Raw genomic sequence first — 21205 nt, 5'->3', positions numbered from 1 at the left:
AGGCGCCTCCGGCGTGCCCGGCCCCATCGTGGGGAGCATGAGCAACCGCACCGCCGTCCACCAGCTCGAGGCCGACTTCGCCGACGCGATGCAGCGCCTCTACACCGTCGGCAACGGGCTGGCGCACCTGCGCACCGAGCTCGACCTCGAGGAGGCGCGCCCGGTCACCGTGCCGCAGCCCCTCGCCACGGGTCCGGTCCCCCGGCCCGCCCCGCCGACGACCCCGGTCGCCCCCGCAGTCCCCGGGCCGGACATGGCACCGGGATCGCCCAGCGCGACGGTGCCGCCCGTGCCGCCGTTCCCCCCGCTCGCCGAGCCCGCCGAGCCCTGGTACCGGCGCGAGGGCCGGGTCACCGCCGCGCTGGCGGTGACCGGCGCCGTCATCACCATGGCGGGCGTCGCCATGCTCCTCGTCCTCGCGGTCCAGCACGGCTGGTTCGGCCCGGTGGCCCGGGTGACCGCGGGCGGCGTCCTCGCCGGCCTGCTCGTCGCCCTGGGCGTCCGCGGCGGCGAGACCGACCTGCGCACCCCGCGCGTCGGGGCCCGCGTCGGCAGCGCCCCGGTGGCCCTCGTCGCCACGGGCGTCGCCGCCGCCTACCTCGACGTCGTCGCGATGACGGCCGGGTACGGCTTCGTCGGCCCGGCCGTCGGGCTGGTCCTCGCCGGTGCCCTGGCGCTCGGCGGTCTGCACCTCGCCCGCCGCTGGGACAGCGAGCTGCTCGCCGTCCTCACCGTCGGCGGCGCCGCCGTCCTCGCCCCCGTGGTCGCCCAGGACCTCACCTGGGTCGTCTCGGCCTTCCTCGCCGTCCTCTGCCTCACCGCGTGGTGGGCGGGCGGCACCACGCCGCGCCCCGTCCTCACGCTCGTGCGGGTCCTGCCGGTGACCTTCTCGCTCCTCGCCGCCTCCGTGCTGTCGGCGCCCGAGGGCGTCGACACGACCGGCCACCTCGTCGTGGCGGTCGTCGTCCTGCTCGCCACCGTCGTCACCTCGGCCGTGTCGGTGGGGCGGTCCGCGTCCGACGTCACCGCCTCGGTGGCCCTGGCGCTCACCGCCGTGGGCCTGGGGGTCAGCGCGATGCCGATGGGCGAGCCCACGCGCACCCTCGTCCTCGCCGGCGCCGCGGCCGTCCTGCTCCTCGCCGCCACGGCCCTGTCGCGCCGCCCGCTCGGCCCGGTGGCCACCCACCTGGTCGCCACCGCGGGCGCCGCGGGCACCGTCGCCGCCGTCCTCGCGGTGGTGTCCGGGGCCCCGGAGCGCTTCATCGGGACCGGTCTGCTGCTCCTCGCCATCGGTCACCTCGCCGTCGCCGGCAGCACCCGGGCCCGCACCACCTTGTCCCTCGCGGGTGGGGCGAGCGTGGTCGCGCTCCTCGCGTGGCTGGGACACCCGGTGGCCGTCCTCACGGTGCGTGGTGCCCTGGGCCACGACCTCGCGACCGGCATCCTCGACAGCGTGCTCGCCGGTGGCCTCGTCGTGGTCGGCGTGTGGGCGGTCTCCGCCCAGCGTGGGCTGACGGAGGACGTGCGCCGGCTCGCCGCGTTCGTCGCCTGGGTCACCGGGCTGGCGGCCTCCGCCACCGCCCTCGTGTCGGTCGCGGCCCTCGTCGGGGAGCGGGTCGGCGCCACGAGCACCGGGTTCACCGTCGGGCACGCCGCGGCCACCGTCACCTGGATGCTCGCGGCGGCCTGGTTGCTGCTGCGCGGCCTGGACCGCTCGGGCGACTCCGACCTCGTCCTGCGCAGCGGGCTCCTGCTCAGCGGCCTCAGCGTCGCGAAGCTGTTCCTCTACGACCTGTCGGCCCTGAGCGGCATCGTCCGCTCCGTCGCCTTCATCGTCACGGGCCTGCTGCTCCTCGCCACGGGGACGATGTACGCCCGCGCCTGGGAACGACGTCGCCTGACCGCGTGACGCCGGGCGCCCCCTCTGCCAGAGTGTCCGGATGGACGCGCTGAGGGGGCGCTGGCGCACCGACTGCGCCGGCGTGGCACGGGTCGGGCAGGCCGACGTCGACGAGGTGGGCTCACGCCTGCTGCGCCGCTGGCGGGAGCCGCACCGGCACTACCACGACACGACCCACCTGGGTGAGGTGCTGGCCGCCACCGACACGCTGTGCACCGCGGGCGACGTCCCCGCCGACGACCGCACCGTGGCCCTGCTCGGCGCCTGGTTCCACGACGCGGTCTACTCCCCCGAGGCGCACGAGACCAACGAGGCCGAGAGCGCGGCCCTGGCCGAGGGCGAGCTGCGGCGCCTGGGAGTCCGCGACGAGATCCGTTCTCGCGTAGGGACCCTCGTCCTCGACACCGTCTCGCACGACCTCGCGGCGATCGACGCCGAGGACCCGGCCCGGGTCGTCCTCCACGACGCCGACCTGTGGATCCTCGCGGCCCCGGTCGCCCGGTTCGACGAGTACTGCCGGCAGGTGCGCCAGGAGTACGCCCACGTGCCGGTGGCCGACTACGCGACGGGGCGCAGCGAGGTCCTGCGGCCCTTCCTCGTGCGCCCGCACGTGTACCGCTCGGCCCACGGCCGCTCGGAGTGGGAGCCCGTCGCGCGCGAGAACCTCGCGCGCGAGCTCACCCGGCTCGCGGGCTGAGCGTCGCCTCCGCCATCGGCCACCAGAACAGGTCGGAGCACAGCTCGACGAGCTCGGTCCAGGTGACCCAGCGCCGGTCGGAGGTGTCGTCGAGCTCGGCCGTCATCGGCGGGCGCCGCGTGGGCAGGTCGACGACGTAGACCTGGAGGAGGTCGTGGCCCTCGCGCCACAGGCCCCCGGACGAACGCGAGTGGAACCGCTCGTAGCCGACGGGGCGCAGCGCGGCCTCCTCGACGACCAGCCCGGTCTCCTCGCGCACCTCGCGGACGGCGTTCTCCCGCAACGACTCCCCCGGCTCGCGCCACCCTCCCGGTGCGCCCCACTCCGCCCGACGGACCGAGTGCACGACGGCGAAGTCACCGGCGGCGTCGCGGACGAAGGCCATGGCGGCGAAGACGCGGGAACCGTCGGCCTCGCGGTCGGAGCGGATGAGGTCGACGTCGGCGGACGTGCCGTCGACGAAGGCCACCCCCCTGACCCGGGCGATGCCCTTGTCCCCCTTGCGCTTCTGCATCCGCAGGCCGCTGTCGCGCAGCGCCCTGATGAGGTCGCGCGGCGGGGTGGGGAGGGCGCCGGCGGCGACCACGGCGGAGTAGCGCTCCTCGGGCACGTCGTAGTGGTCGCCCTCGAAGCCGCGTTCGGGGATGCCGACCCGGCGTGCGAAGTCGTGCAGCTCGGCCAGGCTGGCGTCGCTGACGAGGTGTGACCAGCGCCGGCCGTGCGCCTCGGGGCGGGGCGGGTCGATGAGGATGGCCACGCCCCCGATCGTAGGTGGCGCGCGCGTCGGTGCCCGGCGCTAGCGTCGGGGCGTGGTCCTCGAGCTCAGCCGACGCGACGCGCGCCGCCTCGCGGTGCGTGCCCAGCTCCTCGGCGCCCCGCGGCCCACCGACGTCCTCGAGGTCGTGCGCCGTCTCACGGTGGTCCAGGTCGACATGACCGCCCACGTGTCCCCCAGCGCCGACCTCGTCCTCTGGTCGCGGATCGGCAACGAGTACGACCCCGACGAGCTCGACCGGCTCTTCGAGGACCGCCGGGTCGTCGAGCTCGACGGCATGCTCCGGCCCGGTGAGGACGTCGCCCTGTTCCGGGCCGGGTGGGCGGCGTGGCCCGGACCGCCACCCCTCAAGGAGTGGATGGAGGACGTCGCCGACTGGCTCGACGCCAACCGCGCGTGCCACGAGGACGTCATCGCCCTGCTGCGCTCCGAGGGGCCGCTGTCGTCGCGGGACCTCCCGGACACCTGCGTGGTCCCCTGGCGGTCGAGCGGCTGGAACGACGACCGCAACGTCCGGATGCTCGTGGCCCTGCTCGAGTCGAGGGGGGAGGTCGCGGTCGGGGCGCGCGAGGGGCGCGAGCGGCTCTGGGACCTCGCCGACCGGGTCTACCCCGAGACGCCGACCGTGCCGCTCGCCGAGGCCGTGGCCGAGCGCGACCGGCGGCGGCTGCGCGCGCTCGGCATCGCGCGGGCCAGGGCCACCCAGCACCCGGTGGAGCCGAACCACGTCGGTGCGGCCGGGGAGGCGGCGGTCGTCGAGGGGGTCCGGGGCGAGTGGCGGGTCGACCCCGAGCTGCTCGACACCCCCTTCCGCGGGCGCACCGCCCTGCTCTCCCCGCTCGACCGGCTCGTCGCCGACCGCAAGCGGGTCACGGAGGTCTTCGAGTTCGAGTACCTGCTGGAGATGTACAAGCCGAAGGCGGCCCGGAGGTGGGGGTACTGGGCGCTGCCCGTGCTGCACGGCGACCGCCTCGTCGGCAAGGTCGACGCCACCGCCGACCGCGACCGCGGGGTGCTGCGGGTCGACGCCGTGCACTGGGACGAGCACACCACCGCCGCGGCGCAGGGAGTGGAGCGCGAGCTGCGCGCGCTCGCCCGGTGGCTGGGGCTCGAGCTGGTCCACGCGGGCTGAGGGCGCCCTCCCGGGCCTGTGGACAACCCGGAGGCGCCGTCGGACGTCCGCCCTAGGGTCGGTCGGGAGGGGTCGCCACCGCGGTGGCCCGTGACCAGGGGGTTCTCACGATGGCAGCACAGTTCCAGGTCGACACCGACCGCATCGCCGCCGCGGCCGGCGACGTCGCCCGCATCTCCACCGAGATCGAGGGGCAGGTGGCAGTGATGATGGCGCGGCTCACCGGCCTCCAGGACGCGTGGACCGGGTCGGCCTCAGCGCAGTTCCAGGGCGTCGTGGGCCAGTGGCGCGGCACCCAGCAGCAGGTGCGCACCTCCCTCGACGCCATCGGGCAGGTCCTCGGGGCGGCCGGCGCGCAGTACGCCGAGGCCGAGGCGCAGGCGGTGCGCCTGTTCAGCTGAGGGCCGGGCCGGCTGGGCCGTCGTCGAGGCCGGTCGTCGCCGTGCGGGTGGTGGTCGACGTCTGCGCCACGACGCGTCCGTCGCGCACCACCCAGCGGGGGGCGGCGTGCTCGCGCAGGAGGTCGACGACCCGTTCGGACCCGTGGACGCAGAACGTCGCGGGGCCACCCTCCACCAGGGCGTGGTCCCGCAGCCCGAGCACGGCGGCCGCCCGCGTGGTCACCAGCTCGACGAGCCGCTGCTGGTCCGGGCCCGACAGGAAGCCGAGGAGGTGCGCGGCGAGGAAGGCCACCTCGAGCATGCTGTGCCGTCCGAAGGGGTAGTAGGCGTCCTCGATGTCGTCCTGCCCGAGCGCCACCGGGATCCCCGCGTCGAGGAAGCGGCGCACCGGCAGCGCGAGCGGCCCGGTGTGGGGGTCGGAGACGAAGCCCAGCCCGGCACGTCGGGCGAGCCCCTCCAGCCGGAGCAGGGTGGGCTCCGGGTACGTCGCCAGTGCCCGCGCGTGGCAGGCGACCCCGCGCCCGACGAGACCGTGGCGCAGCATCGACTCGGCGAGCATCGCCGTGGTGCGCAGCGACGGGTCGCCGGCGTCGTCGACGAGCATGGCCACGCGGGCGCCGTGCCGCGCGGCGAGCCGGCAGGCCCACTCCACGTGCTCGAGGGCGTCTGCGTCGGTGTCCTCGATCCACGGGATACCCCCGACGACGTCGGCCCCGAGCGTCATCGCCTCCTCGCACAGGGCCGCGGCACCGTCGTCGCGGAGCAGGCCGTCCTGGGGGAAGGCCACCACCTGGAGGTCCACGAGGCCGCGGTACTCCTCGCGCACCGCGAGCACGGCGTGCAGCCCCTCGAGCCCGGCCTTGGTGTCGACGTCGACGAACGCCTGCACGTGCAGCGTGCCGTGGGTGAGCGCGGCCTCCATCGCCCGCCGCACGTTCGGCTCGATCCACGCCCGGTCGTAGGTCGACTTCACCGCCGAGGCGAGGTCGATCGAGGTCAGCGAGCCGCCCATCGTGCCGGAGGTGTACGCCGCGAGGGCGTCGTCGCCGACGGCCGCGAGGGTGTGCACCTTCTCCAGGTGCATGTGGCCGTTGACGAAGGCCTCGGTGACCAGGCCGCCCTCGGCCGCGAGCACGGTGGCGCCGGGCGGGGCGGCCACCTCCTCGCCGTGCGGCTGGAGGCGGGTGACGACACCGTCGGTGGCGTGCACGGTGACGACGCGGCCGTCGAGGAGGCGGGCCTCGGTGACGACGAGGTGGGTGGGGGTGGGTGCCATGGCGTGCTCCGGAGGGGAACGGGGGGCGTCGCGGACGCCCCGGGCGAGGGGGCACCGGCGAGTTCGCTGACGTCGCGCTTATCCGGTGGACCGCTCGTGGAGACCGGTCCGGGTCCGACGCTAGACCTCGCGCCCGCGCCGTGTGGCTGTCAGGACCCGACAGCGAGCGCACCCCGCGGCTGTCACCTGCCGCCGAGGCCCGCGGCGGGGGCTGCGCGCCGCGGAGCCCCGCGCGCGCCTCGCCCTACTCGGTGGCGATGGCGCGCAGGACGTCCAGGCGCGCGGCACGTCGACCGGGCCACAGCGCCGCGAGCACACCCACGAGGGCGGCCGCCCCGACGAACAGGGCGAGCTGGCCCACCGGGATCGACAGCACGTCGATGCCGTCGTCGATGAGCGAGCGCTGCAGCGCGATGGCGAAGGCCAGCCCGAGCACGATGCCGAGCACCGCACCGAGCACCGCGATCGCCACCGACTCCAGCCGGAGCATCGTGCGCAGCTGGCGCCGGCTCAGGCCCACGGCTCGCAGCAGCCCGATCTCGCGGACCCGCTCGATCACCGACAGGGCGAGCGTGTTGACGATGCCGAGGATGGCGATGACGACGGCCAGCCCGAGCAGCGCGTAGACGATGTAGAGCAGCTGGTCGATCGGCTCACGCTGCGACGCGGCGAACTCCGCCTGGTCGTTGACGTTGACCGTGGGCAGCTCGGCGACGGCGGCGTTGAGGGCGCGGCGCAGGGCCGGCCGGTCGGCGTCGGGCGCGGCCGTAACGTAGAGCGTGCGGTCGGTGGGCGGCACGCCGATGGCGTCGAACCCGTCGAGCGACATCGTGACGTCGGCGGTGAGCGCGGCGTCCTCGGTGTACGTGGCGACGACGGTCCGCTCGTTCTCCTCGCCGGCGTACCCGATGGTGACGGTGGACCCGACGGCGAGCCCGCTGTCCTTCGCGAGCGTCGTGGAGATCGCCACGGAGCGCACGTCGAGGTCGGCGAGCGACCCGGTGACGACGTCGGGGCGCACCACGCTGGTGATGACGGCCGGGTCGACCCCGGCCGCGAAGTCGCGGTCGCCGTCGACCTGGAGCACGGCGCCCCGGATCCGGGCCACCTGCCCGACACCGGGGACCTTCTCGATGTCGCGGGCGACCGCGCTCGAGAACGGCTGTCCCACGGGGTTGGTCACCACGTAGTCGGCGATGATGTCCTCGGCGAGGGACTTGTCGAGGCTGGCCTTCGTCGACGCCCCGAGGACGGCCATCATCGTCACGAGGGAGACGCCGATCATCAGCGCGGAGGCGGTGGCCGCGGTGCGGCGGGGGTTGCGGCGGGCGTTCTGCTCGGCCATCAGGCCCACGGCGCCGAAGAGCCGCCGGTAGACCCAGCCCAGCCCGGCCAGAACCGGGTGGCCGAGCACGGGGCTGAGCAGGGCGGTGCCCACGAGCACGCCGAAGGCGCCGCCGCCGAGCACGTAGGTGGGCTCCGAGCCGACGTCCATCAGCCCGGCGACCATGGCACCGACACCCGCGGCGAGCAGCAGCGCTCCCACGGTGAGGCGCCACTTCAGGCCGCTCTCGGCCAGGGCCACGTCGTCGCGCATCGCGGCCACGGGCGGCACGCTCCCCGCGCGTCGTGCCGGGAGGTAGGCCGCCGCCACGGTGACGAGCACGCCGACGACGAGGCTGACGACGATGGTCCGCGGGTCGACGACGAGCGGGTTCTCGCTGAGGTCCAGGCCGATCCGCCCGAACAGCGCCTTGATCCCGATGGCGAGCAGCACCCCGAGCCCGATCCCGAACGCCGAGCCGACGAACCCCACGAGCGCCGCCTCGAGCAGCACCGAGCGCGCCACCTGTCGGCGGCTGGCCCCGATGGCCCGCAGCAGCGCGAGCTCGCGGCTGCGCTGGGCGACGAGGATCGAGAACGTGTTGACGATGAGGAACGCCCCGACCGTCAGCGCGATCCCTGCGAAGACGAGCAGGAAGGTCGTGACGAACGACAGCGCCTCGTCGATGCGGCTCGCGGCCCGGGCGGCGGTGGCGTCGCCCGTCGCGGCCTGGGTGTCCTTGGGCAGGGCCGCCTCGACCGCCGTCTTCAGCTGCTCCTGGGTGGTGCCGGGCGCGGCGGAGACCCAGATCTGCGAGAAGGCGTCCTCCCCCTCGAGGTAGAGCTCCTGCGCCTGCGCGGTGTCGAACATGACGACGCTGGCGCCGACGAGGGTCGAGCCGCCGAACTTCGCGGTGCCCACGAGGCGGGCCTCCAGCCGTGGCTGCTCGGTGGCCGTGACGAGCGGGACGGTGTCCCCGACGAGGTAGCCGGACTTCTCGGCCGTCGCCTCGTCGAGCACGATCTCGCCGGCCGCGGTGGGGAAGCGCCCGCGCTGGAGGACCGCGGCCGAGACGCCGTTGGCCGCCGGACCGGCGGTGTAGTTGACGGCGATGCCGGGAGGTCCCCCGCCGCCGAGGATCTTGCCGTCCTTGCCGACGACGAACGTGCCGAAGCTCGTGATCCGCCCGTCGGCCCGGGCCGCACCCGGGACCTTCGCCAGCTCGTCGACCAGCGACGCCGGTACGGTGCGCGTCCCCGCGGCGCCACCGGGCCCGCCGCCTCCCCCGGCGTCACCGGCGGTCCCCGGACGGACGATGACGTCGCCGACCGCACCGCTCGTCAGCCCGGTGAAGGCCCGGTCGAGGGTGTCGGTGAAGACGTAGGAGCCGGCGACGAACGCGACGCCGAGGATGACGGCGAAGGCGCTGAGGAAGAGCCGCAGCTTGCGCGCGAGCAGGCTGCGCCACGTGGCGCGCAGCACCGTCAGGCCTTCACGTACGAGTCGAGCGCGGCCATCCGCTCGAGGACCCGCTCGGGCGTGGGCTCGCGGATCTCGTCGACGACGTGGCCGTCGGCGAGGAAGACGACGCGGTCGGTCCAGCTGGCCGCGCCGGGGTCGTGGGTCACCATCACCACGGTCTGGCCGTGGGTGTCGACGACCCGGCGGAGGAAGCCGAGCACCTCGGCGCCCGACGTGGAGTCGAGGTTGCCGGTGGGCTCGTCGGCGAAGACGATGTCGGGCCGGCCCACCAGGGCTCGGGCGCAGGCGACGCGCTGCTGCTGGCCGCCGGAGAGCTCACCGGGCCGGTGGCCGAGGCGGTCGCGCAGGCCGACGGTGTCGACGACCTCGTCGAACCACGCCTGGTCGGGCGTGCGCCCGGCGATGGCCGCAGGCAGGACGATGTTCTCCTCGGCCGTGAGGGTGGGCACGAGGTTGAAGGCCTGGAAAACGAAGCCGATGCGGTCGCGGCGCAGCTCGGTGAGGTGCTTCTCCTTGAGCACGGTGAGGTCGACGTCGCCGAGCCACACGTGGCCGGAGGTCGCCGAGTCCAGCCCGGCCGCGCAGTGCATCAGGGTGGACTTGCCCGACCCCGACTTGCCCATGATCGCGGTGAACTCCCCCGCGTGGAGGTCGAGGGTGACGTCGTCGAGGGCGACGACCCGCGTCTCCCCGGAGCCGTACACCTTCGTCAGGCCCTCGACCCGGGCGGCCGAGGCCGGCCGGGCGCTCGTCGGGGCGGCGGTGTCGGCGAGAGTCATCGGCAGGTCCTTCTGGAGAGGGCGGCGACGCCCACGGGCTGGAGGACCGGCTGAGGTCCGCGAGGAGCCGGTGCACGCACCGCTCCTGCCCCGCCAACGCTAGGCGACACCCCCGGTGTTCCGCTCTCGTGGGTCACCCTGACGCGACCCCGAGCCGACCCCGACCCGTGCCGGCCCGTCGCGACCCCTCGAGCGGCTCGATCCGGGCCTCGTGGACGGTGCGCAGCCGCGGGTGGTCCGGGTCGCCGTCGACGACGCCGCTGACCCACTCGAGCTCGAGCGCATCGACGTCGAGGTGGCCCAGCGCGATGTTGTTGTCGAACCACGGTCCGTCGGTGACGGTCCACGGGTACGCGGGGTCCGGCACCCGGCGCGAGCGGGACGCGACGAACCGCATCGGGCGCACCAGGGAGCGGGCGAACAGCGACATCACCACGCGCACGGCCCGCGGCATCGGGTTGCGGATCGGTGAGCACACGGCCTGCACGATCCGCGACCGCGCGCCCAGCGCCGCCGGGTCGGTGACCTCGGCGAGGTAGGAGTTGTGCACGTCGCCGGACAGGAACGTCACGGTCTCCGGTGCCGGCCCGCGCTCCCCCCGCGCCACGGCCATCACCATCGCGAAGACCTCGTCGAAGCCGCCGTTGAAGGCCGCCCAGTGCTCGAGGTCGATGGTGCGGCGCAGGGTCTCGGCCCCGCGCGCCACCCGGCGCCCGTAGGCGCCCTGGGCCATGGCCTCGTTCATCGCCTCGAAGTCGTGCAGGCCCGGGGGCAGCAGGAACGGCAGCGACGTCCCGACGAGGAGGTGGCGCACCCCGCCCTCGAGCACGCCGTCGAGCCACGCCATCTCGACGTCGTCGAGCATCGAGCGCGAGTCGGGCTGCAGTTCGCGCGCGGCCCGGCTGTCGATGACGACGAGCGCGGAGTCGCCGAGCGTGCGCGTGTAGCTCCAGCGGTAGGACGAGGGCTCGGCGTCGGCGCGGGTGGCCAGGGCCTCGAGCGCGTCGGTGAGGTCGAGCCCGCCGGACGACCCGGACGCCGCGTGGGCCGCGACCAGCCGCCAGACCTCCTCCTCCGCCAGCTCGGCCGGCGAGAGGTTGCCGATGTGCTGGTGCACCCAGTAGGCGGCCAGGCCGGAGACGATCCGCTCCTGCCACCACGTGGTGGCCCGGATGTCGCGGCGCCAGGACCACGAGGTGTTCCAGTCGTCGCGGATGTCGTGGTCGTCGAACATCATCGCGCTGGGGACGGTGGACAGCACCCAGCGGATGACGTCGTCGCTCCAGGCGAGCCGGTACAGCTCGGCGTACTCGACGTAGTCCTTGATCTCCTCGCCGGGCGGCTCGTCGAGGCTGCGCCGGGCCGCCATGAACGCCTCGAGCTCGGCGTGCGGGGTGGTGTCGGCGTAGACCTGGTCGCCGAGGAGGAGGAGCAGGTCCGGCCACGCCCGGTGCGGGTCGTCGCGCAGCGCCACGGCCAGGCTGCGCAGGGCGTCGACCCCGTGGGCCCGGTTGCCGGCCTCGTCGTGCGAGCCCGTGGTGCGGCAGGTCCCGAAGGCGAAGCGCGTCGTCCTCGACGGGTCGAGGGTGCGGATCCGGCTGGCCGGCGCCCCGGGCAGCGGCCACACCGGCTCGTCGTCGACGGCCACCGCGTAGGCGTCGTCGGTGCCCGGGCGCAGGTCCTCGAGCACGACGAGGGCGTAGTGCGACCCGTGCACGGTGAAGGTGGGGGCGCTCCAGGTGCGGCCGGCGCGCTCGACCGCGACGGTGGCCGGCGCGGCCGTGCGCACCCACACCGTGGCCGAGGTCTCGTCGACGTACCGGAGCACGGGCCCCAGGACGAGGGCGTCGGTCGGGGCGGGGCGCGTCATCGCCCCATCCTGCCCCGCGGCCTCGCACGGTGGCTGGGCCGGTGCTGGACGCCGGCTGTGAGCGCGCCGGGTGTCGGTCGGGCGGGATCCCGGCGCCCGGCTAGCGTGACCGCCATGCCCGACGACCGCGCCGCCGACCCCGAGCCCGTCGACGACGAGCACGTCGACGACGAGCCGGTCGACGACGAGCCCTCGCCGGACGACGCGCCCCTCCCCGACCTCGGTCCCCCGCGGCTGGAGGTGGCCGCGGTCGCGGTGCTGCTGGCCTCCGTCGTGCTGGCCGTGGTGCCCGCGACCGAGAAGGTCGCGCCGGTGCCGTGGGTCGCCGGCATGGTCATGGTCCTGCTCTCGCGCCGCTGGCGGCCGGGCGACAAGGCGCTCGCCCTGCTCGGGTTCGGCATTCTCGGGGTGCCCTTCGTCCTCTTGGGCCGCGACGAGCTGGCCGCGCCCACGAGCATCGTGACCGGCGTTGTCCTCGTGGTCCTGTGGGGCGCCACGGCCGCCTGGCTGCTGCGCCGCTCGCGGACCGAGCCCGAGGACGAGGGCCGCCACATCCGCATGCGCTGACCCCGACTGATGGCGCTCCGTGAACGCGAGACGCCGCCCGGGACGTTCACCCAGCGCAACCAGTCGAAGCCCAACCGGCCGGGGGACGCCGCGAGGGCGGCCCCCCTGGTGGGGGACCGCCCTCGTGTGGCTCAGCCGTGGTGGCGTGGGATCAGAAGCCCATGCCGCCCATGTCGTCGCCGCCGGGCATGGCCGGCGGGTTCTTCTCCGGCTTGTCGGCGATGACGGCCTCGGTGGTGAGGAACAGCGCCGCGATGGACGCCGCGTTCTGCAGCGCCGAGCGGGTGACCTTCGCGGGGTCGATGACCCCGGCCGCGATGAGGTCGACGTACTCGCCGGTGGCGGCGTTGAGGCCCCAGCCCGGCTCGAGGTTGCTGACCTTCTCCGCGACGACTCCACCCTCGAGACCGGCGTTGATCGCGATCTGCTTGAGCGGCGCCTCGATGGCGACCTTGACGATGTTCGCACCGGTCGCCTCGTCACCCTCGAGGGTGAGGTTGGCGAACGCCTTGGCACCGGCCTGGATGAGGGCGACGCCACCACCGGCGACGATGCCCTCCTCGACGGCGGCCTTCGCGTTGCGAACGGCGTCCTCGATGCGGTGCTTGCGCTCCTTGAGCTCGACCTCGGTGGCCGCGCCCGCCTTGATGACGGCGACGCCGCCGGCGAGCTTGGCGAGGCGCTCCTGGAGCTTCTCGCGGTCGTAGTCGGAGTCCGACTTCTCGATCTCGGCACGGATCTGGTTGACGCGACCCTGGATCTGGTCCTGGTCGCCCGCACCCTCGACGATCGTCGTCTCGTCCTTGCTGACGACGACCTTGCGGGCCCGGCCGAGGAGGTCGAGGTCGGCGGTGTCGAGCTTGAGCCCGACCTCCTCCGAGATGACCTGACCACCGGTGAGGATCGCGATGTCGCCGAGCATGGCCTTGCGACGGTCACCGAAGCCGGGCGCCTTGACGGCGATCGACTTGAAGGTGCCGCGGATCTTGTTCACGACGAGCGTGGACAGGGCCTCGCCGTCGACGTCCTCACTGATGATGAGGAGCGGCTTGCCGGACTGCATGACCTTCTCGAGGAGGGGCAGCAGGTCCTTGATCGAGCCGATCTTGGAGTTCGCGATGAGGACGTAGGGGTCCTCGAGCACGGCCTCCATGCGCTCGGTGTCGGTGACGAAGTAGTGGCTGATGTAGCCCTTGTCGAAGCGCATGCCCTCGGTGAGCTCGAGCTCGAGGCCGAAGGTGTTGCTCTCCTCGACGGTGATGACGCCCTCCTTGCCGACCTTGTCCATGGCCTCGGCGATCATCTCGCCGATCTGGGGGTCAGCAGCGGAGATCGAGGCCGTGGCAGCGATCTGCTCCTTGGTCTCGACGTCCTTGGCCTGGGTGAGCAGCTCCTCGGAGACGGCCGCGACGGCCTTCTCGATGCCGCGCTTGAGGGCCATGGGGTTCGCGCCGGCCGCCACGTTGCGCAGGCCCTCGCGGACGAGGGCCTGGGCGAGGACGGTCGCCGTCGTCGTGCCGTCGCCGGCGACGTCGTCGGTCTTCTTGGCGACCTCCTTGACGAGCTCGGCGCCGATCTTCTCGTACGGGTCGTCGAGCTCGATCTCCTTGGCGATGGAGACACCGTCGTTCGTGATGGTGGGGGCGCCCCACTTCTTCTCGAGGACGACGTTGCGGCCCTTGGGGCCGAGGGTGACCTTGACGGCGTCGGCGAGGATGTTCATCCCTCGCTCGAGACCGCGACGGGCCTCCTCATCGAAGGCAATGATCTTGGCCATTCGGGTGGTTCCTCCCACGCGAATCGAAGGTAGGACCGGGCGGCGCCCGCGACGGACGGATCGGGCGCCCCGGCTCACGTCGCCGAGACCTCCCGGCCCTCGCCGGCCGGTCGAAATCAGCACTCTCACGGGGAGAGTGCTAACGCCATTATTGGCACTCTCGGGTGGAGAGTGCAAACGAACGGGCCACCACGTGGGCAGCCGCGGTCAGAGGACGGGCTCGTGCCCCTCGAAGGTGGCGCGCATCGAGCCGTCGGCCTCGGAGGCCACGGGGTCGGCGAGGTCGGCGACGAACACCGCGACCGCCTCGCGGGCCGGGTTGCCCTCGAGCTCGTGCAGGACCTGGCTCCACGCGGCGAGGTTGGGGTGCTGGAGGGAGGTGCACGCCTGCGCCGGCTCGAGCGACTCCACGGCCGCCGACAGCTCGGCGCGCGAGAGCGGCAGCGTCGCCGTCGACCCGTCGTGCCGCAGGATCGTGGCGAGGACGACCGCCGCCAGCCCGTGTGTGCCCCCGGGTTCGTTGACGTGCGGGAACTCCCACTCGGGCGAGGACGAGGCCGGGCTGACCCCGACGGCGAACGCGACCGGCGCGCGCCAGCCGTCGACCTTCGCCGCGAGGTGGGCGCGGATCGCCGCGAGGCCGTCGGGCGTGCTCCAGTCGAGGTCCGTCATCGCGGCATCCTCGCAGACCCCACGCGCCCCACCGGCCGCGGCGCCAGGTGAACAGGAGGTGAACGGCGACACTCGCATTGGTGAAGTGGAGGTTGCCACCCCAGACTGGTGCCTCGTGGACGCAGCAACCATCACCCTCGTTCTCGTCATCGTGACGGCTCTCGCCTTCGACTTCACGAACGGGTTCCACGACACCGCCAACGCCATGGCCGCCTCGATCTCGACCGGCGCCCTGAAGCCCAAGGTGGCCGTCGGGCTCTCGGCCGTGCTGAACCTCGTGGGCGCGTTCCTGTCGGTCGAGGTCGCCCTCACGGTGTCGAACGCCGTCATCAAGATCCAGGACAAGTCGGGCGCCCCGCGCCCCGAGCTCCTGGCCGACGGCGGTGAGGCCCTGCTGCTCATCGTGCTGGCCGGCCTCGTCGGCGGCATCCTGTGGAACCTGTTCACCTGGCTGCTGGGCCTGCCCTCGAGCAGCTCGCACGCGCTGCTCGGTGGGCTCACCGGCGCCGCCGCCGCGGGCCTCGGGCTGGCCGGCGTCAAGTGGACCGGCGACGGCACCAAGCTCGACGGCGTGGTCGGCAAGATCCTGCTGCCCTCGCTCCTGTCGCCCCTGGTGGCGATGGGCGTGGCGTTCGTCGGCTGCTGGCTCGTGCACAAGGTCACCAACACCGTCATGCACCAGCTCGAGGAGCGGTACTTCCGCTGGGGCCAGATCGGCAGCGCCTCCCTCGTCTCGGTCGCGCACGGCACCAACGACGCCCAGAAGACGATGGGCGTCATGACCCTCGCCCTCATCGCGAGCGGCCACTGGGACAGCACCACCGCGGTCCCCGTGTGGGTCAAGGTCAGCGCCGCCCTCGCGATCGCGCTGGGCACCTACCTCGGCGGCTGGCGCATCATCCGCACCCTGGGCAAGGGGCTGGTCGACATCACCCCGCGTCAGGGGATGTCGAGCGACGGCGCCACCGCCGCCGTCCTCCTCGCCTCGAGCCACCTCGGCTTCGCCCTCTCGACCACCCACGTCGCCACCGGCTCGGTCCTCGGTGGCGGCCTCGGCCGCGGGACGCACGTCCGCTGGGCGACCGCGGGCCGCATGGTCATCGCCTGGGCGACCACCTTCCCCATCGCCGCCGCCGTCGGCGCCCTGATGTGGTGGCTCGGCCACACCGTCGGCGGTGCGGGCGGAGCGGGCCTGGTGTTCGTCGTCCTCGTCGCCCTGTCCGGCTGGATGTTCCGCCAGTCCCGCCAGGAGCACGTCGGCGCGCACAACGTCAACGACACGTGGGAGCGTCCGAAGGACGGCAAGGACCCCAAGGACGGCAAGGACGCCGACCGCCCGCAGCCCACCGAGACCAAGACCCACTGAGGAGCCACAGATGCGCAGTCTCCAGCTCGCCCTCGTCGGCGCCTTCGACGTCCTCATCGCCGGCCTGCTCTTCGGCGCCGGACTGCCCGTGGTCTACGCGCTGGCCATGCGGGCCCTGACCTTCCGCTCGACGACCCTCGTCGACGACCACGGCGCCATCCACACGCGGCCCAGCCCCCTCGGACGCGGCCTCTCGGTCCTGCTCATCGCCGTCGTGGTCGTCGGCGTAGGTCTCGGTCTGGTGCTGATCGTCGCATCCGGCTTCGGCAAGGCCGTGAGTTTCGAGAACATCGTCCCGATGATCGTCGACAAGAAGAAGTGAGGCGCCGATGACGACCCAGCTGACCGGCCCGGTCCTGCAGTACATCCGCGACGGCTACCCCGAGGGTGTGCCCGACCGCGAGACCGCCGCGCTCTACGCCGTCCTCCACGAGCGGATCGGCGGCGAGCGGGCCCTCGACGTCCTGCGCCGCCTCCACACCGAGGGGCTGCTGTCCGACAAGGCCGCCCGCGCCCTCCTCCCCGACGACGTCCAGATGCGCCGTGTCGCCGCCAAGCTCGTGCTCGGCGGCTGGCCCCTGGCCGGCGACTCCGAGGAGGACGACGCCCCGCCGAAGGAGGGCAGCGCCCTCGCCCGCATCGTCAACTGGCTGCGGGAGGGCTACCCGGGCGGCGTCCCCGACCACGACTACGTGCCCCTGCTCGCGCTGCTCGAACGGCGCCTCACCCGCGGCGAGGTCAAGAAGATCGCCAAGGCGCTGCGCCGCGCCGACGTCAGCCCGGCCGGCCCGTCGGACATCGCCGCCGCCATCGCCGAGTACACCCACAGCGACGCCAGCGACAACGACCTGCGCCGCGTGCGCGACCAGCTGTCGAAGAAGGGCTGGCCGGTCGAGTTCCCCGACCCCGACCTGCCCTGACCCCGCTGACACGAACAGCGACGCCCGTCCGGCTTCCCTCACGGACGGGCGTCGCTGGTTCGTGGGGCCCTCGCGGGCCGCGGTGTGGTGCCTCAGGGCTCCATGCCGAGTCGGCGGGCCGAGCGGGCCCGCTGGCGGCTGGCGCGCAGGCGCCGCAGCCGCTTGACGAGCATCGGGTCGTGCTCGAGGGCCGACGGGTGGTCGATGAGGGCGTTGAGCACCTGGTAGTACCGCGTGGAACTCATGTCGAACAGCTCCTTGATGGCGGTCTCCTTGGACCCCGCGTACTTCCACCACTGCCGCTCGAAGGCGATGATCTCGCGGTCTCGCTCGCTGAGTCCCGCTGCCGGTGCGGCGGTGCTGAGCTGTTCGGAGGCGGCGCTCACTGGTTCGTCCTCGACCCTTCGCTGGTTACCTGTCCCTACGAAGGCCACTCTACCCGGCCGAATGACACGCATGTCATTCGTCGGAGCACCCGACCGCGTGTCGGCTGGACAACTCCCGAGGCATCCGACTCACGAGTCACACGAGTCCCACCGACCCCATGGTGGCGGGTGTCCGGGCAGGTCAGGCCATGGTGTCGAGGATGGCCGTGATGTCGTCCTCGCTCGTCTCCGGGTTGACGACCGCGAACCGCGCGAGGGTCTCGCCGGCGTGCGTCGTCGGGACGACGAAGGCGAATTCGTCGCGCAGCATCGCGTCCGACCACGCGTGGTACTGCGCGGCGTCCCAGCCCAGCCGGCGGAACACGACGACCGACAGGTCGCGCTCACGGACGAGCTCGAGGTACGGGCGGCGCGCCACCTCCGCCTCGGCGAAGCGGGCCACGTCGAGGGTGTGCTCGACCGCCGCGGTGTAGGCGTCGGTGCCGTTGACGGCCAGCGAGAACCAGAACGGCAGGCCTCGTGCGCGCCGGGTGAGGCCGACCGAGTAGTCGGTGGGGTTCCAGTCGGTGGTCTCGGTGAGGACGTCGAGGTAGCCGGCGTGCTGCGTGTGCGCGGCGCGGGCCAGGGCGGGCTCGCGGTAGAGCAGCGCGCAGCAGTCGAAGGGCGCGAAGAGCCACTTGTGCGGGTCGACGATGAACGAGTCGCAGTGCTCGATCCCGGCGTACAGCTCGCGCACCGAGGGAGCCGCCAGCCCGGCGCCGCCGTAGGCGCCGTCGACGTGGAACCAGATGCCGAACTCGCGGCAGACCTCGGCGACCGAGGCGAGGTCGTCGATGATGCCGAAGTTCGTGGTGCCGCAGGTCGCGACGACGGCGAAGAACGTCTCCGGGCCGTGCTCCTCGAGGGTGGCGCGCAGGTGGGGACCGGTGAGGCGCCAGCGGTCGTCCGCTTCGACGGACACGAGCTCGGCGTCCATGACGTCGCAGGCCGAGGCGATCGAGCTGTGCGCCCCGCCCGTGGCGGCGACGCGGAACGGCCGCACGCCGTCGGCCGCGCGCTGGCGGGCCGTGGTGCGGGCGGCGTGCAGGGCCGACAGGTTGCCGATGGTGCCGCCGGGCACGAAGACCCCGCCGGCGCCCTCCGGCATCCCGACGAGGTCGGCGACCCAGCGCAGCGCCTGGTTCTCGGCGTAGACCGCGCCGGCGCCCTCGAGCCAGGACCCGGCGTAGATGGAGGAGGCGCCCACGACGAGGTCGAACATGATCGCCGCGTCGCTGGGGGCGCACGGGATGAAGGAGAGGTAGCGCGGGTGGTCGGTGGACAGGCACGCCGGGGCGAGGTCCTCGGCGAACAGGCGCAGCGTCCTCAGGCCGCCGAACCCCTCGGCGGTGATGGTCTGGCCGACGGCGGCGGTGAGCTCCTCGGGGGTCGCCGTGCCGTCGAGCGGCGCCTCCATCCGGACGCGTTCCTCGGCGTAGGCGACGACGGCCTCGGCGAGCTCCGCGAGCTCGACGTGCTTGTTCTCCTGGTAGGTCTTCCCGTGCACGGCGGCGAGTCTAGGTGCGGGCGCCGCCGAGGAGATACGCCTGCAGGTCGGGGACCGTGTCGAGGACGACCTCCGGGCCTGCGGCCTCGAGGGCACCGCGCTCGCCGGCGCCCCAGGTGACGGCCACCGCGGCCATCCCGGCGGCCTTCGCCGCGAGGACGTCGACGGTCGCGTCGCCGACGTAGACGCAGGTGGCGGGGTCGACGCCCAGGGCGGAGGCGGCGTGCAGCAGTGGGTCGGGCTCGGGCTTGTGGCGGTCGGTGTCCTCGAGGCCGGCCGCGACCTCGACGAGGTGCGCGATGCCGACGCCGTCGAGCGCGAGCTGCGCGGTCTCCCTCCGCTTCGAGGTGGCGACGGCGCTGCGGACGCCGGCGGCGTCGAGCGCCTCGAGCAGCTCGGGGACGCCGTCGTACCGGCGGATGAGGCGGGCCGTGTTCGCGAGGTTCCACTCGCGGTAGGCGAGGTCGAGGTCGACGCCGCGCTCGGGGCTCTCCTCGAGCAGGGCGGCGAGCAGGGGGCGGCCGATCCAGGCGCGGGCCCGGGCCTCCTCGACCTCCTCGCCGAGCACGGTGCGGAAGGCGTGCTGGTAGGAGGCCACGATGAGCGGGATGGTGTCGGCGAGCGTGCCGTCGAGGTCGAAGATCACGGTGCGCCAGCGCGGAGTCGTCACGGGCACCAGTCTGCCGATCCCGGGAGACCGGCCCGACCCCGGTCCGGCGACGACGACGCCGCGGTGCCCGAGCGGGCAGAGGTACGGTGAGGGCGATGTCGACCGCCACCCCCGCCCGGCCCCTGCGCGAGCTCGTGCACCCGTCGTGGCTGCCGGCCCTGACCCCCGTCGAGGACGTCGTCGCGAGCCTGGGCGCGTTCCTGCGGGCCGAGGTCGCGGAGGGGCGCGGCTACCTCCCCGGCGGCCCCCACGTCCTGCGGGCCTTCGAGCGCCCCCTCGACGACGTGCGCGTCCTCATCGTGGGCCAGGACCCCTACCCGACACCCGGCCACGCGGTCGGCCTGTCGTTCTCGGTCGGGCCGGACGTCCGCCCGGTCCCCCGCAGCCTGGCCAACATCTTCCGCGAGCTCGAGACCGACCTCGGCCTGCCCACCCCGACCAGCGGCGACCTCACCCCGTGGGCCGACCAGGGCGTCCTGCTGCTCAACCGCGTCCTCACCGTGACCCCCGGCAAGCCCGCCAGCCACCGGGGCAAGGGCTGGGAGACCGTCACGGCCGCCGCCATCAGCGCCCTCGCGGCGCGGGGTGGCCCACTCGTCGCCGTCCTGTGGGGCCGCGACGCCCGCAACCTCGTGCCGCAGCTGCCGGGCGTCCCCTGCATCGAGTCGCCGCACCCGAGCCCCCTCTCGGCCCACCAGGGCTTCCTCGGCTCGCGGCCGTTCAGCCGCGCCAACGAGCTGCTCGCCCAGCAGGGCGCCGACCCCGTCGACTGGAGGCTCCCGTGACCCAGCCCGCCGCGCACGCCCGCGTGTGGACCCGCTACGTCGCCATCGGCGACTCCTTCACCGAGGGGATGTCCGACCCCGACCCCACGCGACCCGACGCATACGTCGGCTGGGCCGACCGGCTCGCCCACCACCTCGACGCGGTGGCCGAGAGCGAGCACCTGCCCTTCGGCTACGCCAACCTCGCCGTGCGCGGACGCAAGCTCGACGACGTCGTGGGCCGCCAGCTCGAGACCGCCCTGACGATGCAGCCCGACCTCGTCTCGATGGTCGGCGGCGGCAACGACCTGCTGCGCCCCACCGTCGACGTCGACGTCCTCGCCGCCCGCCTCGAGGACGCGGTGGTCACCCTCCGCCGCACCGGCGCCGACGTCCTCCTCGCCACCCCCACCGACACGCGCGACGCCGGGCTGTTCAAGGCGCTGCGCGGCCGGCACGCGGCCCACGCGGCGAACGTGTTCACGATCGCCCAGCGGCACGGCTGCCACGTCCTCAACCTCTGGGGCATGGCGTCGCTGCGCGACTGGAGGATGTGGGCCGACGACCGCATCCACCTCACGACCGAGGGGCACCGGCGGGTCGCCCTCGCCGCCCTCACGGCCCTGGGCCACGACACCGACCTCGCCGACTGGACCACCCCGCTGCCGCCGGCCGACCGCGGCAGCCGGTCCGACGAGCTGCGCGGCCACGCCCAGTGGGCCCGCACCCACGCCGGCCCGTGGGTGCAGCGGCGGCTGCAGGGGCGGTCCTCCGGTGACGCGGTCGTCGCCAAGCGCCCCACGCTCGAGCACTTCCGCGACCCGGCGGGCGAGCCGCGCCACCAGCGCCTGCCCGACGGCTGACCCCGTCCGTCCCGGTCGGACCACCCTCGTCGAACCCG

General features: G+C 73.9%; 20 protein-coding genes. 10 read left to right on the top strand and 10 right to left on the bottom strand.

Annotated elements, in window-relative coordinates; genetic code table 11:
• Positions 1 to 37: 37 nt before the first annotated feature.
• Entirely contained in the window at positions 38 to 1909 is a 1872-nt protein-coding gene (locus tag ACFLFB_RS03665) for a DUF2339 domain-containing protein (RefSeq protein WP_392544351.1), read from the top strand.
• A 31-nt stretch (positions 1910 to 1940) separates the two neighbouring features.
• On the top strand, positions 1941 to 2597 hold the full coding sequence (locus ACFLFB_RS03660; RefSeq protein ID WP_392544350.1) for a hypothetical protein: 657 nt from the start codon (positions 1941 to 1943) through the stop codon (positions 2595 to 2597).
• Here the strand turns inward: ACFLFB_RS03660 and ACFLFB_RS03655 are convergent.
• A complete protein-coding gene (locus ACFLFB_RS03655) occupies positions 2578 to 3354 on the bottom strand; it encodes a DUF4031 domain-containing protein (protein WP_392544349.1) in 777 nt (258 codons plus the stop codon). The two genes, ACFLFB_RS03660 and ACFLFB_RS03655, sit on opposite strands and share 20 nt — an antisense overlap.
• 52 nt (positions 3355 to 3406) lie before the next feature.
• On the opposite strand from ACFLFB_RS03655, the gene ACFLFB_RS03650 reads away from it, so the two are divergent.
• Both ACFLFB_RS03650 and ACFLFB_RS03645 read left to right on the top strand, forming a co-directional pair.
• Entirely contained in the window at positions 3407 to 4504 is a 1098-nt protein-coding gene (locus ACFLFB_RS03650) for a DNA glycosylase AlkZ-like family protein (RefSeq protein ID WP_392544348.1), read from the top strand.
• A 110-nt stretch (positions 4505 to 4614) separates the two neighbouring features.
• Positions 4615 to 4905 carry a WXG100 family type VII secretion target gene (locus tag ACFLFB_RS03645; protein WP_392544347.1) on the top strand — a complete coding sequence of 97 codons (291 nt, stop codon included), beginning with the start codon at positions 4615 to 4617 and terminating at the stop codon, positions 4903 to 4905.
• Here ACFLFB_RS03645 and ACFLFB_RS03640 read toward each other — a convergent pair.
• The 4 genes from ACFLFB_RS03640 to ACFLFB_RS03625 form a co-directional block, all read right to left on the bottom strand.
• Entirely contained in the window at positions 4898 to 6181 is a 1284-nt protein-coding gene (locus ACFLFB_RS03640) for an amidohydrolase family protein (protein ID WP_392544346.1), read from the bottom strand. The two genes, ACFLFB_RS03645 and ACFLFB_RS03640, sit on opposite strands and share 8 nt — an antisense overlap.
• Positions 6182 to 6425: 244 nt before the next feature.
• Positions 6426 to 8987, bottom strand: a complete 2562-nt coding sequence (locus tag ACFLFB_RS03635) for an ABC transporter permease (protein WP_392544345.1) — start codon at positions 8985 to 8987, stop codon at positions 6426 to 6428.
• Between the two features lie 2 nt (positions 8988 to 8989).
• A complete protein-coding gene (locus tag ACFLFB_RS03630; RefSeq protein WP_392544344.1) occupies positions 8990 to 9766 on the bottom strand; it encodes an ABC transporter ATP-binding protein in 777 nt (258 codons plus the stop codon).
• 133 nt (positions 9767 to 9899) lie between these two features.
• Positions 9900 to 11636: an alkaline phosphatase D family protein gene (locus ACFLFB_RS03625; RefSeq protein WP_392544343.1), complete on the bottom strand. Its 1737-nt coding sequence runs from the start codon at positions 11634 to 11636 to the stop codon at positions 9900 to 9902.
• Positions 11637 to 11750: 114 nt separating this feature from the next.
• Between ACFLFB_RS03625 and ACFLFB_RS03620 the strand changes: the two genes are divergently transcribed.
• Complete coding sequence (locus ACFLFB_RS03620; RefSeq protein WP_392544342.1) at positions 11751 to 12203, top strand: hypothetical protein; 453 nt, start codon at positions 11751 to 11753, stop codon at positions 12201 to 12203.
• Between the two features lie 151 nt (positions 12204 to 12354).
• Here the strand turns inward: ACFLFB_RS03620 and groL are convergent, their stop codons facing one another.
• Entirely contained in the window at positions 12355 to 13980 is a 1626-nt protein-coding gene (groL, locus tag ACFLFB_RS03615) for a chaperonin GroEL (protein ID WP_392544341.1), read from the bottom strand.
• Between the two features lie 207 nt (positions 13981 to 14187).
• The gene (locus tag ACFLFB_RS03610) at positions 14188 to 14652 is read right to left on the bottom strand and encodes a hypothetical protein (protein WP_392544340.1); all 465 of its coding nucleotides are present in this window, start codon (positions 14650 to 14652) and stop codon (positions 14188 to 14190) included.
• A 115-nt stretch (positions 14653 to 14767) separates the two neighbouring features.
• Here ACFLFB_RS03610 and ACFLFB_RS03605 point away from each other — a divergent pair, with 115 nt between their 5' ends.
• Genes ACFLFB_RS03605 through ACFLFB_RS03595 form a run of 3 tightly spaced genes read left to right on the top strand, consistent with a single transcriptional unit; the run spans position 14768 to position 16938 of the window.
• Positions 14768 to 16018 carry an anion permease gene (locus tag ACFLFB_RS03605; protein WP_392544339.1) on the top strand — a complete coding sequence of 417 codons (1251 nt, stop codon included), beginning with the start codon at positions 14768 to 14770 and terminating at the stop codon, positions 16016 to 16018.
• 10 nt (positions 16019 to 16028) lie between these two features.
• Complete coding sequence (locus ACFLFB_RS03600) at positions 16029 to 16340, top strand: hypothetical protein (RefSeq protein ID WP_392544338.1); 312 nt, start codon at positions 16029 to 16031, stop codon at positions 16338 to 16340.
• Between the two features lie 7 nt (positions 16341 to 16347).
• Positions 16348 to 16938: a DUF3349 domain-containing protein gene (locus ACFLFB_RS03595; protein ID WP_392544337.1), complete on the top strand. Its 591-nt coding sequence runs from the start codon at positions 16348 to 16350 to the stop codon at positions 16936 to 16938.
• Positions 16939 to 17030: 92 nt separating this feature from the next.
• On the opposite strand, the gene ACFLFB_RS03590 is transcribed toward ACFLFB_RS03595, so the two are convergent.
• From ACFLFB_RS03590 to ACFLFB_RS03580, 3 genes are all read right to left on the bottom strand, one after another.
• Positions 17031 to 17324, bottom strand: coding sequence for a DUF3263 domain-containing protein (locus tag ACFLFB_RS03590; RefSeq protein ID WP_392544336.1), 294 nt, complete (start codon positions 17322 to 17324; stop codon positions 17031 to 17033).
• Positions 17325 to 17505: 181 nt separating this feature from the next.
• Entirely contained in the window at positions 17506 to 18870 is a 1365-nt protein-coding gene (locus ACFLFB_RS03585) for a pyridoxal phosphate-dependent decarboxylase family protein (RefSeq protein WP_392544335.1), read from the bottom strand.
• A 10-nt stretch (positions 18871 to 18880) separates the two neighbouring features.
• On the bottom strand, positions 18881 to 19540 hold the full coding sequence (locus ACFLFB_RS03580; protein ID WP_392544334.1) for an HAD family hydrolase: 660 nt from the start codon (positions 19538 to 19540) through the stop codon (positions 18881 to 18883).
• 95 nt (positions 19541 to 19635) lie between these two features.
• Here ACFLFB_RS03580 and ACFLFB_RS03575 point away from each other — a divergent pair, with 95 nt between their 5' ends.
• Together ACFLFB_RS03575 and ACFLFB_RS03570 are read left to right on the top strand one after the other, a co-directional pair.
• Positions 19636 to 20325: a uracil-DNA glycosylase gene (locus ACFLFB_RS03575; RefSeq protein WP_392544333.1), complete on the top strand. Its 690-nt coding sequence runs from the start codon at positions 19636 to 19638 to the stop codon at positions 20323 to 20325.
• Positions 20322 to 21167 (top strand): SGNH/GDSL hydrolase family protein, encoded by an 846-nt coding sequence (locus tag ACFLFB_RS03570; RefSeq protein WP_392544332.1) that lies wholly within the window; start codon positions 20322 to 20324, stop codon positions 21165 to 21167. The genes ACFLFB_RS03575 and ACFLFB_RS03570 overlap by 4 nt, the downstream gene beginning before the upstream one ends.
• Positions 21168 to 21205 lie beyond the last annotated feature (38 nt).

It is taken from the genome of Oryzobacter telluris (assembly GCF_043099285.1).
In the GTDB taxonomy this organism is placed as follows: domain Bacteria; phylum Actinomycetota; class Actinomycetes; order Actinomycetales; family Dermatophilaceae; genus Oryzobacter; species Oryzobacter telluris.
Note: the sequence above shows the minus strand (reverse complement) of the source record. Positions and strands in the feature narration are given on the sequence as shown.

Excerpts from the sequence above, each read along its gene's own strand:
- ACFLFB_RS03630 (WP_392544344.1), bottom strand. The coding sequence starts at position 9,766 with ATGACTCTCGCCGACACCGCCGCCCCGACGAGCGCCCGGCCGGCCTCG.
- ACFLFB_RS03640 (WP_392544346.1), bottom strand. The coding sequence starts at position 6,181 with ATGGCACCCACCCCCACCCACCTCGTCGTCACCGAGGCCCGCCTCCTC.
- ACFLFB_RS03665 (WP_392544351.1), top strand. The coding sequence starts at position 38 with ATGAGCAACCGCACCGCCGTCCACCAGCTCGAGGCCGACTTCGCCGAC.
- ACFLFB_RS03620 (WP_392544342.1), top strand. The coding sequence starts at position 11,751 with ATGCCCGACGACCGCGCCGCCGACCCCGAGCCCGTCGACGACGAGCAC.
- ACFLFB_RS03600 (WP_392544338.1), top strand. The coding sequence starts at position 16,029 with ATGCGCAGTCTCCAGCTCGCCCTCGTCGGCGCCTTCGACGTCCTCATC.
- ACFLFB_RS03625 (WP_392544343.1), bottom strand. The coding sequence starts at position 11,636 with ATGACGCGCCCCGCCCCGACCGACGCCCTCGTCCTGGGGCCCGTGCTC.
- ACFLFB_RS03660 (WP_392544350.1), top strand. The coding sequence starts at position 1,941 with ATGGACGCGCTGAGGGGGCGCTGGCGCACCGACTGCGCCGGCGTGGCA.
- ACFLFB_RS03610 (WP_392544340.1), bottom strand. The coding sequence starts at position 14,652 with ATGACGGACCTCGACTGGAGCACGCCCGACGGCCTCGCGGCGATCCGC.
- ACFLFB_RS03645 (WP_392544347.1), top strand. The coding sequence starts at position 4,615 with ATGGCAGCACAGTTCCAGGTCGACACCGACCGCATCGCCGCCGCGGCC.
- groL (WP_392544341.1), bottom strand. The coding sequence starts at position 13,980 with ATGGCCAAGATCATTGCCTTCGATGAGGAGGCCCGTCGCGGTCTCGAG.
- ACFLFB_RS03595 (WP_392544337.1), top strand. The coding sequence starts at position 16,348 with ATGACGACCCAGCTGACCGGCCCGGTCCTGCAGTACATCCGCGACGGC.
- ACFLFB_RS03575 (WP_392544333.1), top strand. The coding sequence starts at position 19,636 with ATGTCGACCGCCACCCCCGCCCGGCCCCTGCGCGAGCTCGTGCACCCG.